The sequence below is a fragment of the Pseudomonas sp. S2_B07 genome (assembly GCF_054668435.1).
This window is the reverse complement of sequence record NZ_CP162769.1, coordinates 3,885,821-3,901,064: the sequence shown is the minus strand read 5'-3', so window position 1 is coordinate 3,901,064 and position 15,244 is coordinate 3,885,821. Positions and strand designations below refer to the sequence as shown.

Genomic DNA, 15,244 nt, shown 5'->3' with positions numbered 1-15,244 from the left:
GATGGCTTTTCCTGGCACGCGATTAATGCAACGACGGTTTGGCGGCTGGCGGCACGTCCGCTTTCTTGGTTTCGGAGAACAGCAGCAGCGGCGCGACGCGCAGGTATTCCATGACTTCCATGTAATCGGTTTCGCCGTCTTCGGACTCTTCCAGGGCATCTTGCACCTGAGAAATGGCCGCCAGGTCCTGCAATACTTCGGTGGCTTCAGTGCTGAGTGTGCTGCTGTCCCGGCAGTTCAAGCCGAAACCGCTGAGGAAGCCCTGGCACCACTCACCCAGTGCGACGGCACGGTCAGTCAGGGGGGCGTCATCGGTCGGCAGCAGCAGAACAACGGTCACGTCGTCGCCGGTCAGCTCGCCCTTGACCATCTCCTGCAAGCCGATCAGGGCATTGCGGACATTGTCCTGCGGTTCGCTTTCCAGCAGTTCGGCGGCATCGATCAACCACTCCTCGGCATTGAAGCCGGCACCGGCGCAACTGCGGCCGAGCAACAGGCCATGCAGTTCGGCAGGCGAGACGTTATGACCGCTGGAGGTCAGCAGTGTGGCGAAGGCTTGGTACGGGGAATTCTGAATGGTCATGGGCAGCTAGGCGCCAGACGGCGCTATGTCTAGAATGAAGGCCTTGTATCCTACATCGACAGACTCGCCAAGACTATTAAAGGCTGTCCGCCAGCTACCCCCATCAAGCACACATTCAGTGGACACAATGGAAGACACCGACCTGCAAGCGCTGATGGCCAGACTCGAACTGCTAATTAGTCGAGTCGAGCAACTAAAGAGCCAAAACGGACTCTTACTAGCTCAGGAAAAGACCTGGCGCGAGGAACGCGCGCACCTCATTGAAAAAAACGAAATCGCCCGGCGTAAGGTTGAATCGATGATTTCGCGCCTCAAGGCCCTGGAGCAAGACTCATGAGTTCAAGCAATAGCGTTACCGTGCAGATCCTCGACAAAGAATATTCGATCATCTGCCCCCAGGAAGAACGCAGCAATCTGGTGAGCGCCGCCCGCTACCTGGATGGCAAAATGCGCGAAATTCGCAGCAGCGGCAAAGTCATCGGTGCCGACCGCATTGCCGTCATGGCCGCGCTGAATATCACGCACGACTTGTTGCACAAGGAAGAACGCCCGGATGTACAGGCCAGCGGCTCGACTCGCGAACAGGTTCGCGACCTGCTGGACCGCGTCGATCTGGTGCTCGCCACCGATCCGGACGTCACCAAGGGCTGAAACACGAAACCGCTTGGGGTATACTCGCTTCACTCCCTGGGGTGCTTGCCAGTTGACCACGTCCCTGAGCCGATTCGCACTACCCTGGAGGCTGCACGTTGGGCTGGTGTGCATGTCCGCTAGACGGAAAGCCTTAAAGCCTACTGCATCTTCCACCTTGAACTTTCGGGTTCAAGGGCTAAGTCAGCAGCGGTTCATCCGGGGAGCCTGATTTCAGTCCGATGCCGGTTTAAATACCGGCATCGGCTTTTTTACGGGTACGCTTTACGTATTCGTCCTGTCGAAGCCTGAATCCATGACCGAACCTGCGCTGCTGCCCCGCCCGCAACTTCGACGCATGCTGCGCAAGGCCCGTCGCGCACTGACACCCAGTCAACAGCGCCAGGCTGCTCGCGGGCTGTACAAGCAATTGGCCCAACAGCCGTTGTTTCGCCGCGCCAAGCACATCTCCCTGTACCTGCCAACCGACGGTGAAATCGACCCGCGCATCCTGCTGCGTGCCGCTCAACGCCGGGGCAAGGCCACGTATCTGCCGGTGCTCAGTGCCTGGCCGCGCACCAAAATGGTCTTCCAGCGCATTCGCCCCGGCGAAAAACTCAAACCCAACCGCTTTCGAATTCTCGAACCCCGGCACAACCTCGCCCGACAACGTAAAGTCTGGGCACTGGATCTGGTGCTGTTGCCGCTGGTGGGGTTTGACGATGTCGGCGGGCGTCTGGGCATGGGCGGCGGCTTCTACGATCGAAGCCTGGCGTACCTGGCCCGCCGCAAAACCTGGCGCAAGCCGACGCTGCTGGGGCTGGCCCATGAATGTCAGAAAGTCGAACGATTGGCTCAGGCGAGCTGGGATGTGCCGTTGCAAGGCACGGTGACAGACAAGGCGTGGTATTTCGCAGGGTAGACGCCACTGCGATCAGCGGCGTCCAAAAGACAGGTTTAGCGCTTGAACGCCGATGGCTGCTGTTGCTGCTGCGCGATTTCGATCGGCGCATCGGTCTTGTTATTCCACAGGCTTTGGGCATAACCGGTGGTTACGACGCCAAGGCCGAACAAAATAACCAAAATCCATAGTAAATCCGGTTTGCGTTTCATCGATTGCCCCCCAAAGGCACATCAACACGATGACAGCAGCGGTTCCGTTTCAGGTGTAGGCCGTGCAGCAGCGTCAAGCTTAGAAGGCCGGCATTTTGCGACAACGTGAACTGACACGCAAACGCTGGCGTCAACCGACTGTCGGTTTGTCATAAAATTGCCTGACAACCTGTCCACTCACCTCGCAAGGAGCAAAATCCATGGCCTATTGGCTGATGAAGTCCGAGCCCGACGAACTCTCGATCAAAGGTCTGGAGAAACTTGGCCGAGCGCGCTGGGACGGGGTTCGTAACTATCAGGCGCGTAATTTTTTGCGCGCCATGGCGGTCGGTGACGCGTTTTTCTTCTATCACTCCAGCTGCCCGGAGCCGGGAATTGCCGGCATTGGAAAAATTGTCGAAGCGGCGTATCCGGACCCGACGGCGCTGGAGCCGGAGAGTCATTACTACGATCCAAAGGCCAGCGCCGAGAAAAACGCCTGGAGCGCAATTGATGTCGAGCATGTCGAGACGTTTGCCAAGGTGTTGAAGCTGGATTATTTGAAGCAGCAAGCGGCGTTGGCCGAGATGCCACTGGTGCAGAAGGGGTCGAGATTGTCGGTGATGCCGGTGACGGCCGAGCAATGGGCAGCGGTACTCGATTTACGTTAAATCGGGCAGAACCACCCGGTCATCCTCTTTTCTGCGCTCAATAGCGTTAGGCTTGGCCCTCAGTTGACTGGTATCAACTCGCCCCGGCGTTCGATCAACCAGACTAGGACGCAACAGCCGCAGGATGCCCGCATGTCTACGCACAGTCGCTCTTCAATATTGTTTGCCAGTGCTTTAGTGATACTGCTGCTGGGCGCCGGGGGCTTTGGCTACTGGAAGTCGATGCATGACCGCTTGCCCGAAGGCTTGTATGTCGGCAATGGCCGCCTCGAAGCCACCGAAGTACAGATCGCCAGCAAAACACCCGGGCGACTGGCCGAAGTACTCGTCGATGAAGGCGACAAGGTCAGCAAAGGCCAACTGCTGGCCCGCATGGACACCCGTACCCTTGAAGCCCAACGCAACCAGGCCGAAGCCGAAGTATTGCGCGCCCGGGAGAACCTCACCGCCGCACAAGCCAACGTGCAATTACGCCTGAGCGAGCAACTGCTCGCCCAACAGGAACTCAGTCGTTCCGAGACGCTGTTCAAACACGGTTTCGTGAGCGGTCAGATCATCGATCAGCAGCAGGCGCGTATTGGCACGGGCAATGCCGCCGTTGCAGCGGCCCGCGCACAAGAGTCTGCGGTCGGTGCTGCCATTGGCGCTGCGCAAGCGCAAGTCGCGCAGTTGAACAGTGAAATCGACGACAGCAGTTTGCGAGCCCCTATCGACGGAGTGATCCAGCTGCGCATGGCCGAACCGGGCGAAGTGCTCGGTGCGGGCGGACGCGTATTAGTGCTGATCGACCCGAACGATCAATACATGAACCTCTACCTGCCGACCTCCGTGACCGGACGCCTGGCGGTGGGCGATGAAGCGCGAATTTTGCTTGATGCCCTGCCCGACCGCCCGCTGCCGGCGAAGGTCAGCTTTGTCGCGGCCAAGTCGCAGTTCACCCCCAAAGAAGTCGAGACCCGCGATGAGCGGCAAAAACTCGTGTTTCGGGTCAAGTTACGTTTGACTGATCCCGGGGCCATGCCCCAGGCCAAACCCGGCATGCCCGGCGCCGGTTATGTGCGCACCGCCCCTGTTGGCTGGCCGGCTAATCTGCAATGACCAGCCTGGCGGTTCAAGCTTGCGCAATCGAACATCGTTACGGCACATATCAGGCGCTGAATGACATCACATTCAGCCTGCCCGCCGGAACCCGGTGTGGGTTGATTGGTCCCGATGGGGCCGGCAAATCGAGTCTGCTGGGACTGATCGCCGGCGTGAAAAAGCTGCAGCAAGGGCAACTGAATGTACTCGACGGGGCGATCCAGGACCGCCGCCATCGCAACACCCTCTACGCGCGTATTGCCTTCATGCCCCAAGGCCTGGGCGGCAACCTTTACCCTGAGTTGTCGATCAGCGAGAACATTCAGTTTTTCGCCACCTTGTTTGGGCTGTCAAAAGCCGAATGCAATCAGCGTATGCACAATCTGTTACTGGCCACCGACCTGTTGCACTTCGCCGATCGACCGGCAGGCAAATTGTCCGGTGGCATGAAACAGAAGCTGGGCCTGTGTTGTGCGCTGATCCATGAACCGGACCTGTTGATCCTCGATGAACCGACAACCGGCGTCGATCCGTTATCCCGTCGGCGGTTCTGGGAGCTGGTTGACGATGTGCGGCGCCAGCGTCCACAACTGACGTTATTGGTCGCCACCGCCTATATGGAGGAAGCCGAGCAGTTCGAACATTGCCTGATGCTTGATGGCGGCAAGCTGATTGCCACTGGGTTGACCAAGGAATTACGGGCTGTAACAACGAGCGGCAAACTCGACGAAGCCTTCACCCATTATCAGGGCGACGGCAGCCATGACCCGCAGCCTCTGGTGATTCCACCGGGAACCGGCACCGCCACCGATATCGCCATCGAGGCCCACGATCTGACCCTGCGCTTCGGCGACTTCACTGCCGTAGACAAGGTCAGCTTCGCCATCGGTCGTGGCGAAATCTTTGGCTTCCTCGGGTCCAACGGCTGCGGCAAAACCACCACAATGAAAGTCCTGACCGGGCTGATACCGGCCAGCGAAGGCAGCGCCACGCTGCTGGGCAATCCGGTGGATGCCAAGGATTTGGCCACCCGCAAACGCGTCGGGTTCATGTCGCAGAGCTTTTCGCTGTATGGCGAACTCAGTGTGCGGCAGAACCTGGAGCTGCATGCACGGCTGTTCGATTTGCCTAAAGTCGACAGCGCACAACGCATCGAAGAGCTGATCCAGCGTTTCAATCTGGGCAGCGTGTGCGAACAGCAGTCCGCAGCATTGCCATTGGGCTTGCGCCAACGCCTGTCCCTGGCGGTAGCGGTGCTGCATCGGCCGGAAGTCTTGATTCTCGACGAACCGACCTCCGGTGTAGACCCGGCGGCACGGGACGATTTTTGGCGACTACTGATCGAGTTGTCCCGAGAGCAAGGTGTGACCATCTTCCTCTCTACCCATTTCATGAACGAAGCCCAACGCTGCGATCGCATCTCGTTGATGCATGCCGGCAAGGTACTGGCTTGCGATACACCGGCAGCCCTTCAACAACAATTCAAAGGTGAGACGCTGGAAGCTGCGTTCGTCACCTGCCTGGAGCAAGCCCAAGGCACCTGCGAACCACCCAAACCGGCAGAGCCTGCAAATGCGCCTGTCACGCCGGCCACGCCGGCCACGCCCCTGAAGGATCGCGGTTTCAGTCCCGGCCGCCTGATGGCGGTGGCCAGTCGTGAGGGCAAGGAACTGCTGCGCGACAAAGTGCGGATGGCGTTTGCCCTGCTCGGGGCCATCTTCATGATGGTGATCTTCGGTTATGGCATTTCCCTGGACGTCGAGAAGCTCGCGTTCGCTGTCTACGATCAGGATCAGACACCACAGAGTCGCGCGTACCTGGAGGCCTTCCGCGGCTCTCGGTACTTCGACGAGCAAGCGCCCATCCAGGACGCCAAAGAACTGCATCGTCGCCTTCAGCGCTCTGAAATCAAACTGGCACTTGAGGTGCCTCCCGGTTTTGGCCGGGATCTGTACGCCGGACGCCAACCTGCCGTGGCGGCCTGGCTCGATGGCGGTATGCCGTTTCGCGCCGAGACGAGCCGCAACTACGTCGAGGCGGTGCACCAGGCCAATATCGAACAACTGGCCGAACAAAGCAGCCCGGCGTTGAGCCGGCCAGCTGCCGCTCGACTGGAAACCCGCTTCCGCTACAACCAGGACGTGGTCAGCGTCAACGCCATCGGGCCCGGCGTCATGGCGCTGATTCTGGCGTTCATCCCGGCCATGCTCACGGCGCTGGGCATCGTGCGGGAGAAAGAACTGGGTTCGATCACCAACTTCTACGCCACACCGCTGACTCGACTCGAGTTCCTGTTGGGCAAACAGGCGCCCTATCTGGCAGTCAGCCTGATCAACCTTGCAGTGCTGGTCGCGATGAACCGATGGCTGTTTGGTGTGCCGTTCAAGGGCAGTTTCCTGACCCTGGCCTTCGGCGGGCTGCTCTATGTATTGGCGACAACCAGCATGGGTTTGTTGATTTCGGCCTTCACCCGAACCCAGATCGCCGCCATCCTCGGCACCATGATCATTACCAGCCTGCCCACCATCCAGTTTTCCGGCCTGATCGTGCCTCGTTCCTCCCTCGAAGGCGCTGCCGCCACAATGGGGATGCTGTTTCCGGCCGGGCACTTCCTTGATATCGCTGTAGGCACTTTCACGAAGGCTCTGGATATACGCCAGCTTTGGCCGCAATGCCTGGCGCTGTGCGGATTCTTCCTCGGGTTCACCGGGCTCAGCCTGGTCATGCTGAAAAAGCAGGAGGCCTGATGCACAAGTTTGCGCACATTCTGCGCCTGGGTCTCAAGGAACTGACAAGCCTGCGACACGACAGCGTGCTGCTGCTGTTTCTTTTTTACGCCTTTACGGTGGCGATCTACATGCCGGCTGCGGGCTCGGTAATTGGCGTACATAACGCCAGCGTGGCAATCGTGGATGAAGATCACAGCCTTGTGTCGCGACAACTGGCGCAGGCGCTGCAACCTCCGGAATTCCAACGGCCGGTCTTGTTGCCGTACGGGCAACTGGACCAGGTCATGGACAGTGGCAAGTACACATTTGTCATCAATGTGCCGGCAAACTTTCAGACCGACCTGCTGGCCGGTCGTCAGCCTGCCGTGCAAGTCAATGTCGACGCCACCGCCATGAGCCAGGCATTCATGGGCGCGGGGTATATAGGGCGAATTTTCCAGCGCGAGTTGTTGACCTACAGCGGTCAAAGCGATGTGGCGAGCAAAGCGCCCGTAATGTTGACCACCCGCTCCCTGTTCAACAGCAATCTGGAAGGCGGCTGGTTTCTGGCGGTGATTCAAATCGTCAACAACATCACGATCCTCGCCATCATTCTGACCGGCACAGCACTGCTGCGTGAACGGGAACACGGCACCCTCGACCACCTGTTGGTGCTACCGCTGACGGCGCTGGAAATCATGCTGGCGAAAATATGGAGCAACATGCTGGTGGTGGTGCTGTGCACCTGGCTGTCGCTTGAGGTGATAGTCAAAGGCGCGCTCGGTGTGCCGCTGGCCGGCTCCCTGAGTTTGTTTTTGCTGGTGACGGCGGTCTATCTGTTCGCCAGTACCGCACTGGGGATCTTTCTCGCCACCCTGGCTCGCTCGACGCCGCAATTCGGACTGCTGGCCATTCCGGTGATTATCCCGATGTTGCTGTTATCCGGCGGCAGCACACCGCTGGACAGCATGCCGCAATGGCTGCAATGGGTGATGCAGGGCTCGCCATCAACGCATTTTGTCAGCCTGAGCGCCGCCATTTTGTTTCGCGACGCCGGGTTGAGCGTGGTCTGGCCGGACTTGCTCGCGCTCACTGCCATAGGGATGCTGTTCTTTGCGATAGCGCTGATGCGGTTTCGCAAGAGTCTCGCGTCCTGAGGGGCCGAGTCGCCCCCTTCGTGAGCAAGCCCGCACACATTGGAGATGTGGCGTTCACAAAACCAATGTGAGAACGAACCTGCTCCGGGCGGCGTTCCGACGATGAGGCCAGCCCGGACAACGAATGACTTATTGAATGATGAGGTTGTTGAACAACAAATCTTCAACCACCGGCTTGCCGGTTTCGTCGTTCATCACTTGCTGAGTCTGCTTCAGGGCTTCCTGGCGCAGTTTTTCCTTGGCTTCGACGTTGCTCATCGTCTCGGCAGTCTGCTGTGCAAACAACGCCACCAGCTGATTGCGGATCAACGGTTCGTTGGCCTTCACCGCTTTGGTGGCGTCATCACCGGTCACGCGCAAGGCCACATCAGCCTTGTAGACCTTGAGCTTGGGCGTACCGTCCAGCCCGTAGTTACCCACGAACGGCGGGCTCAGGGTGATGTAATTGACCTTCGGAGCTTCACCTTCTTTGGCTTCTTCGGCCATCGCTGCCACAGGCAGAGACAGGGCCAGCAACAACATGATCCACGCTTTCACAATTCGCTCCTTATCCGGTTTGCGGCCTAGCATAACGACCCGCCGCTCAAGCACAAGCTTATGGCTGACTATCAGGGTCGGGCATGCTCGTTGACCCATCGACTCACACACCTACACTTATCGGCCATCACTCCCAAAGGAATAGCCCTGATGAAAGCCGTGCTGTGCAAAGCCTTCGGCCCTGCCGAATCGCTGGTGCTGGAAGACGTCGCCAGTCCTGTTGCGAAAAAGAATGAAATCCTGCTGGACGTGCACGCCGCCGGGGTGAATTTCCCGGACACGCTGATCATCGAGGGCAAATACCAGTTCAAACCGCCCTTCCCGTTTTCGCCGGGCGGTGAAGCGGCCGGCGTGGTCAGCGCGGTGGGCGAAAAGGTCAGCCACCTCAAGGTCGGCGATCGCGTCATGGCCCTGACTGGCTGGGGCAGCTTTGCCGAACAGGTCGCCGTGCCAGGCTACAACGTGCTGCCTATTCCATCCTCGATGGATTTCAACACCGCGGCCGCCTTCAGCATGACCTACGGCACGTCGATGCACGCGCTCAAGCAACGGGCAAACCTGCAACCGGGCGAAACTTTGCTGGTTCTCGGCGCTTCCGGCGGCGTAGGCCTGGCCGCCGTGGAAATCGGCAAAGCCATGGGCGCCCGCGTGATTGCCGCCGCCAGCAGCGCTGAAAAACTTGCCGTGGCCAAGGCGGCCGGTGCTGACGAACTGATCAACTACAGCGAAACCAGCCTCAAGGACGAGATCAAGCGCCTGACCGATGGCCAGGGCGCCGACGTGATCTACGACCCGGTCGGCGGCGACCTGTTTGACCAGGCCGTGCGCGCCATCGCCTGGAACGGCCGCCTGTTGGTGGTCGGTTTCGCCAGCGGACGCATTCCGGAATTCCCGGTCAACCTCGCGCTGCTCAAAGGTGCGGCCGTGGTGGGTGTGTTCTGGGGTTCGTTTGCCCAGCGCCAGCCGCAAGACAACGCGGCGAACTTCCAGCAACTGTTTGGCTGGTTTGCCGAGGGCAAGTTGAAACCGTTGGTGTCGCAGGTGTATCCGCTGAGCAATGCGGCGCAGGCGATCAATGATCTCGGCCAGCGCAAGGCGGTCGGGAAAGTCGTGGTTCAGGTTCGCTGAGCCGGAACATGCGGTCTGGAGTGTCCAGACCGCATTTTTATTGGCCGGGACTAAAGCAACGTCCGAACGTCCTCCGGCAGCAAGCTCACATACCTGCGCATCGGACTCGCCCGGCATTCCCTGACGATTCTAAATGCCTTTCCTGCAGAACGCCGCGACGTCCCATTCCACCGCAGGACATTTCTCAAAGCCTCGTCCTACCCCGGACTGAAATGGTCGTTAGAGCCTGCAAAAGACATTTCCCACACCGCCCTTCACTTATACCTGTGCGACATGTTCATAAAGGAACACTCGATTGCCCACATTTCCGCTGTTTTGCTAATGCGAACCGGTGCTATTTTCGGTAACGAAACTGTAACATTCGCATCCGCAGTCAAAACAAGAAATCTGGAGCTCTTGAATGTTTGCTTTCTTTCGCCCTGCCGCACATCAGGCTCCATTGCCTGACGAACAAATCGATGACACGTACAAACGCCTTCGCTGGCAGATCTTTGCCGGGATATTCATTGGCTATGCGGGTTACTACCTGCTGCGCAAGAACTTCACCCTGGCGTTTCCGGACCTGATTGCCCAAGGCTACACAAAGGGTCAACTGGGCGTGGCCATGTCGGCGATTGCCATCGCCTACGGCCTGTCCAAGTTTTTGATGGGTATCGTGTCCGACCGCTCCAACCCGCGTTACTTCCTGCCCTTCGGCCTGGTGGTCTCCGCCGGGGTCATGTTCGTGTTCGGTTTCGCACCTTGGGCAACGTCCAGCGTGACCATGATGTTCATCCTGTTGTTCATCAACGGCTGGGCACAAGGCATGGGTTGGCCGCCAAGTGGCCGGACCATGGTGCACTGGTGGTCGCAGAAAGAACGCGGTCAAGTGGTGTCGGTGTGGAACACCGCGCATAACGTGGGCGGCGGTTTGATCGGTCCGTTGGCGATCCTCGGCATGGGCTGGTTCAACGACTGGCACAGCAAGTTCTATGTACCCGCCGCCGTGGCGCTGCTGGTCGCCGTGTTTGCCTTCATTGTGATGCGCGATACACCGCAATCGACCGGCCTGCCGCCGATCGAGAAATACAAAAACGATTACCCCGACGGCTACGACGCCAGCCACGAAGAAGAATTCAGCGCCAAGGACATCTTCGTCAAATACGTGCTGCGCAACAAAATGCTCTGGTTCATCGCCCTGGCCAACGTTTTCGTCTACCTGCTGCGCTACGGCATCCTCGACTGGGCGCCGACCTACCTCAAAGAGGTCAAGCACTTCGACTTCGACAAGACCTCGTGGGCTTACTTCCTGTACGAGTGGGCCGGTATTCCGGGCACGCTGCTGTGCGGCTGGATGTCGGACAAGATCTTCCGTGGCAACCGTGGCCTGACCGGCATGGTGTTCATGGCGTTGGTGACCGTCGCGACGATCGTGTACTGGCTGAACCCGCCCGGTAACCCGATGATCGACATGATCTCGCTGTTCGCCATCGGCTTCCTGATCTACGGCCCGGTGATGCTGGTCGGCTTGCAAGCGCTGGAACTGGTGCCGAAGAAAGCTGCCGGTACTGCCGCGGGCTTTACCGGTCTGTTCGGTTACCTGGGTGGTTCAGTCGCGGCCAGTGCCTTGATGGGCTACACCGTGGACTATTTTGGCTGGGATGGCGGCTTCATTCTGCTGGTGGTGGCCTGCCTGCTGGCGATGGCGTTCCTGGCGCCCACGCTGGGCCACAAGAACGTCGCCAGTCAGACCCGCGAAGCGATCGCCTGATCGGATTTTGATTTGCAGCGTTTGAGTCGCGCCTCCAGATTTCGGTCCGGCATGGCGTGGCTACGCAGGGCGTGGGCGGTCTGCTCGACATAATCGCGAGTGGTGCCGTAGCGCCCGCAAGCGTTTTCAAACACCTGGCTCAGCACGTGATCCGGCAAGTTGCCGGCATAGCTGGGCAGGTGGCGCTCCAATACAAACCCCAATGCCTGAACCTGGCTTCCGTCTTCAAGACGGCAGTTGAGCCAGTGTGGGCGATAGGACGGGAATGGCATTTCACGTTGCCACAGCGCATAAAGTGAGGCTTCAAGTTGTTCTTCGGGCAAGCGATAAGCGAAGCCGCTGCAAGAACCGCCACGATCCAGACCAAACACCAGGCCTGGCACTTCGGGCGTGCCGCGATGTTCGTGGGACCACAGGTACAAACCGCGATGGTAACCATGCACCTGGCCGCGCTTGCGTTCTACCGCGGCGCATTCAGGACGCCAGATCAGCGAACCGTAAGCGAACAACCAGACCGGCCCGCCCTTGTGGCGCGCCATGGTTGACTGCATGGAGCAGAGTAATTGTTCGTGCGTGAGTTGCGGCCCCAGATCGAGCCGCGGAGGGTAAGCCAGATTCAAAAAAGCAGATTCAACGGCATTCATGGCAATGGAGTTTCGGCCCTGCGAGTATTGCAAAATGTAAGCAACATTAACGTTATAGAACATATAGCAGTAATGGTGAAACGAAAAGTGCTAAAGGACGTATGCCCAATAAACAACAGAAGGGTTCAGGAACTGTTCATATACCCTAAGGTAATCTTGGCAATATTCTAAATACCAGAATGAAATATACATAAGCCATAGGCTCGATCAGATAGAACGCTACTGCCAGACTCCTCCTACATCCTCTTCTGATTTTCCGCCTGCTCGTACGCTGACGGCTATCACAAGAGACTGAATGATGAAAAAACCGTGGATTTACGGACTACTGGCAATGCTCTTGGCGCCGCTTTCACTGGCTGCCGAGACACCCCCCAAGGACACCGGCTCCTGGTATCTGCAGACCAGTGTTTACACCAAACACTATTCGCCCGACCCCGAGCACAATAACAATCAGGACCTGATTGGCCTTGAACGTGAGGCCCCGTCAGGCTGGGTGTTGGGCGGCGCCACTTTTCGCAACTCGTTCAGCCAGCGGTCTTATTACGCCTATGTGGGCAAACGATACGAGAGCGCCAACTATCCGGTGTATATAAAACTTACCGGTGGTCTCCTGGAGGGTTACAGCGGCAAGTATCAGGACAAGATCCCATTGAATCACTTCGGGGTGGCGCCGGTGATCATCCCCTCACTCGGCGCGCATTACGGACCGCTGGCGGCCGAACTGGTGTTGCTCGGCTTCAACGCCGCCATGGTGACGACTGGCGTGCGCTTCTGACACGCCACAATGGCCTAGGATCTTGGCGCATACGCAAACACATCCGCACGCATTTGATGAGCATCCATCCCGGCTTCCACCAACGCATCCAGCGTGCCGTAGACCATGGCCGGTGAGCCGCTGGCGTAGACATGCAAGGCTTTGAGGTCCGGGAAATCCTCACACACCGCCTCATGCAGCATCCCGCAGCGCCCCTGCCAACCGCACTGATCACTGACGACCCTGTGCAGGAACAGATTGGGCAGCTTCAACCATTCATCCCAATGCTCGATCTCGTAAAAGTCTTCAGGACGACGCACGCCCCAGTACAGGTGCACCGGGTGCTTGAAGCCGCTGGCGCGGCAGTGTTCGATCAGACTGTGGATCTGGCCCATGCCCGTGCCAGCGGCGATCAGTACCAACGGGCCATCCGGCAATTCCGCGAGATGGGTATCGCCGAAGGGCAGTTCGACTCGCACCATCCGATTGCGTTGCAGCTGCTCGATCAGGCTCAGCGCACTGCTTTCGCGTGCCAGCACATGAATTTCCAGATCGCGCCCGCCATGGGGAGCCGAGGCCAGCGAGAACGCGGACTTTTCGCCATTCTCACGTTCGATCATCAAATACTGACCTGCGTGATAGCGCGGTGGCTTGCCGGCCGGCGCGCGCAGACGCACACGCCAGGTATCGCCGCCGACGTCCCTGCATTCAATGACCTGACACGACACGCTGCGCACCGGCAGTTCTCCCAGCGCAAGCACGCCATCCCACAGCAAAATGCAGTCTTCCAGCGGCTCTGCTATGCAAGTGTAGAACTCGCCATGGTCGTGCACATTGCCGCTTTGTTCGACCCGCCCTTCCACCAGCAACGCCGCGCACACGTGGCAATTGCCGTTGCGGCAGCTTTGCGGGCATTCATAGCCCAGGCGCCGCGCACCATCGAGAATCCGCTCGCCGGGCAGAATATCCAGCACCGCTCCGGAGGGCTGCAAGGTTACACGCATCAATCTATTCCTAACTGATTCCAGATGGCATCGATCCGTTGGGTCACGGCGTCGTCCTTGACGATCACCCGGCCCCACTCGCGAGTGGTTTCGCCCGGCCATTTATGCGTGGCATCCAGGCCCATTTTCGAGCCCAGGCCTGAGACCGGCGAGGCGAAGTCGAGGTAGTCGATCGGCGTGTTGTCGATCATCACCGTGTCGCGCTTGGGGTCCATGCGCGTGGTGATGGCCCAGATCACGTCGTTCCAGTCCCGCGCGTTGATGTCGTCATCGGTGACGATAACGAACTTGGTGTACATGAACTGTCGCAAAAACGACCAGACACCGAGCATTACCCGCTTGGCGTGCCCCGGATACGACTTCTTCATGGTCACGATGGCCATGCGGTACGAGCAGCCTTCGGGTGGCAGGTAGAAATCGGTGATTTCCGGGAACTGTTTCTGCAGGATCGGCACGAACACTTCGTTCAGCGCCACGCCGAGAATCGCCGGCTCATCCGGCGGACGGCCGGTGTAGGTGCTGTGATAGATCGGCTTGATCCGGTGGGTGATGCGCTCGACGGTGAACACCGGGAAGCTGTCGACTTCGTTGTAATAACCGGTGTGGTCGCCGTACGGGCCTTCATCGGCCATTTCGCCCGGATGGATCACGCCTTCGAGGATGATCTCGGCAGTCGCCGGAACTTGCAGGTCGTTGCCACGGCACTTCACCAGCTCGGTTCGGTTGCCGCGCAGCAGACCGGCGAAGGCGTATTCGGAGAGGCTGTCCGGCACCGGCGTCACGGCACCGAGGATGGTCGCCGGGTCAGCGCCCAACGCCACAGACACCGGGAACGGCTGGCCGGGATGCTTTTCACACCATTCGCGGTAATCCAGCGCGCCGCCACGGTGGCTCAACCAGCGCATGATGACCTTGTTGCGGCCAATCACTTGCTGACGGTAGATGCCGAGGTTCTGGCGGTCCTTGTTCGGACCTTTGGTGACGGTCAGGCCCCAGGTGATCAGCGGACCGACGTCGCCCGGCCAGCAGGTTTGCACGGGGAGCATCGCCAGATCGACGTCGTCGCCTTCGATGACCACTTCCTGGCACACCGCGTCTTTGACGACTTTCGGCGCCATGGCGATGATCTTGCGGAAGATCGGCAACTTTGACCAGGCGTCTTTCAGCCCTTTCGGCGGCTCGGGCTCCTTGAGGAACGCCAGCAGCTTGCCGATTTCGCGCAGCTCGCTGACCGCCTCGGCGCCCATGCCCATGGCGACCCGCTCGGGGGTGCCGAACAGGTTGCCGAGCACCGGAATGTCGTAGCCGGTCGGGTTCTCGAACAGCAGCGCCGGGCCTTTGGCCCGCAGTGTGCGATCACAGACTTCGGTCATCTCCAGCACTGGAGAGACGGGGATCTGGATGCGTTTCAACTCTCCGCGCTGCTCAAGCTGCTGCACGAAATCCCGAAGGTCCTTGAATTTCATTGACGATGGCACCCCTAAAATAGGCGTACATCCTACCTGC

16 protein-coding genes and 1 other RNA gene are annotated in these 15,244 nt (G+C 59.1%); 11 read left to right on the top strand and 6 right to left on the bottom strand.

Going from position 1 to position 15,244, the window contains the following annotated elements; all coding sequences use genetic code 11:
• Positions 1–22 precede the first annotated feature (22 nt).
• Positions 23–583, bottom strand: coding sequence for a YecA/YgfB family protein (locus AB4N43_RS17925; RefSeq protein WP_027926457.1), 561 nt, complete (start codon positions 581–583; stop codon positions 23–25).
• A 127-nt stretch (positions 584–710) separates the two neighbouring features.
• Between AB4N43_RS17925 and AB4N43_RS17920 the strand changes: the two genes are divergently transcribed.
• From AB4N43_RS17920 to AB4N43_RS17905, 4 genes are all read left to right on the top strand, one after another.
• On the top strand, positions 711–920 hold the full coding sequence (locus AB4N43_RS17920; protein WP_007942437.1) for a TIGR02449 family protein: 210 nt from the start codon (positions 711–713) through the stop codon (positions 918–920).
• On the top strand, positions 917–1,234 hold the full coding sequence (locus tag AB4N43_RS17915; protein ID WP_007942435.1) for a cell division protein ZapA: 318 nt from the start codon (positions 917–919) through the stop codon (positions 1,232–1,234). The genes AB4N43_RS17920 and AB4N43_RS17915 overlap by 4 nt, the downstream gene beginning before the upstream one ends.
• 30 nt (positions 1,235–1,264) lie before the next feature.
• A non-coding RNA gene (gene ssrS / locus AB4N43_RS17910) (6S RNA) lies at positions 1,265–1,443 on the top strand.
• An 86-nt stretch (positions 1,444–1,529) separates the two neighbouring features.
• Positions 1,530–2,135 carry a 5-formyltetrahydrofolate cyclo-ligase gene (locus AB4N43_RS17905; RefSeq protein WP_027926456.1) on the top strand — a complete coding sequence of 202 codons (606 nt, stop codon included), beginning with the start codon at positions 1,530–1,532 and terminating at the stop codon, positions 2,133–2,135.
• Positions 2,136–2,170: 35 nt separating this feature from the next.
• Here AB4N43_RS17905 and AB4N43_RS17900 read toward each other — a convergent pair whose 3' ends face one another.
• Positions 2,171–2,326 carry a hypothetical protein gene (locus tag AB4N43_RS17900; RefSeq protein WP_172825923.1) on the bottom strand — a complete coding sequence of 52 codons (156 nt, stop codon included), beginning with the start codon at positions 2,324–2,326 and terminating at the stop codon, positions 2,171–2,173.
• Between the two features lie 200 nt (positions 2,327–2,526).
• Between AB4N43_RS17900 and AB4N43_RS17895 the strand changes: the two genes are divergently transcribed.
• The 4 genes from AB4N43_RS17895 (at position 2,527) to AB4N43_RS17880 (ending at position 7,921) form a co-directional block, all read left to right on the top strand.
• Positions 2,527–2,976, top strand: a complete 450-nt coding sequence (locus tag AB4N43_RS17895) for an EVE domain-containing protein (protein WP_027926455.1) — start codon at positions 2,527–2,529, stop codon at positions 2,974–2,976.
• A gap of 132 nt (positions 2,977–3,108) precedes the next feature.
• On the top strand, positions 3,109–4,074 hold the full coding sequence (locus tag AB4N43_RS17890; RefSeq protein ID WP_027926454.1) for an HlyD family secretion protein: 966 nt from the start codon (positions 3,109–3,111) through the stop codon (positions 4,072–4,074).
• Entirely contained in the window at positions 4,071–6,803 is a 2,733-nt protein-coding gene (gene rbbA / locus AB4N43_RS17885) for a ribosome-associated ATPase/putative transporter RbbA (RefSeq protein WP_460151774.1), read from the top strand. The genes AB4N43_RS17890 and rbbA overlap by 4 nt, the downstream gene beginning before the upstream one ends.
• Positions 6,803–7,921, top strand: coding sequence for an ABC transporter permease (locus AB4N43_RS17880; protein ID WP_027926452.1), 1,119 nt, complete (start codon positions 6,803–6,805; stop codon positions 7,919–7,921). The genes rbbA and AB4N43_RS17880 overlap by 1 nt, the downstream gene beginning before the upstream one ends.
• A gap of 129 nt (positions 7,922–8,050) precedes the next feature.
• On the opposite strand, the gene AB4N43_RS17875 is transcribed toward AB4N43_RS17880, so the two are convergent.
• Positions 8,051–8,458 carry a flagellar basal body-associated protein FliL gene (locus tag AB4N43_RS17875; protein WP_027926451.1) on the bottom strand — a complete coding sequence of 136 codons (408 nt, stop codon included), beginning with the start codon at positions 8,456–8,458 and terminating at the stop codon, positions 8,051–8,053.
• A gap of 150 nt (positions 8,459–8,608) precedes the next feature.
• On the opposite strand from AB4N43_RS17875, the gene AB4N43_RS17870 reads away from it, so the two are divergent.
• Both AB4N43_RS17870 and glpT read left to right on the top strand, forming a co-directional pair.
• Complete coding sequence (locus tag AB4N43_RS17870) at positions 8,609–9,586, top strand: NADPH:quinone oxidoreductase family protein (protein WP_027926450.1); 978 nt, start codon at positions 8,609–8,611, stop codon at positions 9,584–9,586.
• Between the two features lie 400 nt (positions 9,587–9,986).
• On the top strand, positions 9,987–11,336 hold the full coding sequence (glpT, locus tag AB4N43_RS17865) for a glycerol-3-phosphate transporter (RefSeq protein WP_027926449.1): 1,350 nt from the start codon (positions 9,987–9,989) through the stop codon (positions 11,334–11,336).
• Here the strand turns inward: glpT and AB4N43_RS17860 are convergent.
• Complete coding sequence (locus AB4N43_RS17860; protein WP_460151773.1) at positions 11,312–11,980, bottom strand: gamma-glutamylcyclotransferase; 669 nt, start codon at positions 11,978–11,980, stop codon at positions 11,312–11,314. The genes glpT and AB4N43_RS17860 overlap by 25 nt on opposite strands.
• 298 nt (positions 11,981–12,278) lie before the next feature.
• On the opposite strand from AB4N43_RS17860, the gene AB4N43_RS17855 reads away from it, so the two are divergent.
• Positions 12,279–12,755, top strand: coding sequence for a sn-glycerol-3-phosphate transporter (locus AB4N43_RS17855; protein ID WP_460154218.1), 477 nt, complete (start codon positions 12,279–12,281; stop codon positions 12,753–12,755).
• A gap of 14 nt (positions 12,756–12,769) precedes the next feature.
• Here the strand turns inward: AB4N43_RS17855 and AB4N43_RS17850 are convergent, their stop codons facing one another.
• The gene (locus AB4N43_RS17850; protein ID WP_059181982.1) at positions 12,770–13,738 is read right to left on the bottom strand and encodes a CDP-6-deoxy-delta-3,4-glucoseen reductase; all 969 of its coding nucleotides are present in this window, start codon (positions 13,736–13,738) and stop codon (positions 12,770–12,772) included.
• Positions 13,738–15,204, bottom strand: a complete 1,467-nt coding sequence (gene ubiD / locus AB4N43_RS17845) for a 4-hydroxy-3-polyprenylbenzoate decarboxylase (RefSeq protein WP_007942423.1) — start codon at positions 15,202–15,204, stop codon at positions 13,738–13,740. Before ubiD ends, AB4N43_RS17850 begins: the two co-directional genes overlap by 1 nt.
• Positions 15,205–15,244: the final 40 nt, after the last annotated feature.

Coding starts and splice junctions, on each gene's coding strand:
- AB4N43_RS17925 (WP_027926457.1), bottom strand. CDS start 583: ATGACCATTCAGAATTCCCCGTACCAAGCCTTCGCCACACTGCTGACC.
- AB4N43_RS17920 (WP_007942437.1), top strand. CDS start 711: ATGGAAGACACCGACCTGCAAGCGCTGATGGCCAGACTCGAACTGCTA.
- AB4N43_RS17915 (WP_007942435.1), top strand. CDS start 917: ATGAGTTCAAGCAATAGCGTTACCGTGCAGATCCTCGACAAAGAATAT.
- AB4N43_RS17905 (WP_027926456.1), top strand. CDS start 1,530: ATGACCGAACCTGCGCTGCTGCCCCGCCCGCAACTTCGACGCATGCTG.
- AB4N43_RS17900 (WP_172825923.1), bottom strand. CDS start 2,326: ATGAAACGCAAACCGGATTTACTATGGATTTTGGTTATTTTGTTCGGC.
- AB4N43_RS17895 (WP_027926455.1), top strand. CDS start 2,527: ATGGCCTATTGGCTGATGAAGTCCGAGCCCGACGAACTCTCGATCAAA.
- AB4N43_RS17890 (WP_027926454.1), top strand. CDS start 3,109: ATGTCTACGCACAGTCGCTCTTCAATATTGTTTGCCAGTGCTTTAGTG.
- rbbA (WP_460151774.1), top strand. CDS start 4,071: ATGACCAGCCTGGCGGTTCAAGCTTGCGCAATCGAACATCGTTACGGC.
- AB4N43_RS17880 (WP_027926452.1), top strand. CDS start 6,803: ATGCACAAGTTTGCGCACATTCTGCGCCTGGGTCTCAAGGAACTGACA.
- AB4N43_RS17870 (WP_027926450.1), top strand. CDS start 8,609: ATGAAAGCCGTGCTGTGCAAAGCCTTCGGCCCTGCCGAATCGCTGGTG.
- glpT (WP_027926449.1), top strand. CDS start 9,987: ATGTTTGCTTTCTTTCGCCCTGCCGCACATCAGGCTCCATTGCCTGAC.
- AB4N43_RS17860 (WP_460151773.1), bottom strand. CDS start 11,980: ATGAATGCCGTTGAATCTGCTTTTTTGAATCTGGCTTACCCTCCGCGG.
- AB4N43_RS17855 (WP_460154218.1), top strand. CDS start 12,279: ATGAAAAAACCGTGGATTTACGGACTACTGGCAATGCTCTTGGCGCCG.
- AB4N43_RS17850 (WP_059181982.1), bottom strand. CDS start 13,738: ATGCGTGTAACCTTGCAGCCCTCCGGAGCGGTGCTGGATATTCTGCCC.
- ubiD (WP_007942423.1), bottom strand. CDS start 15,204: ATGAAATTCAAGGACCTTCGGGATTTCGTGCAGCAGCTTGAGCAGCGC.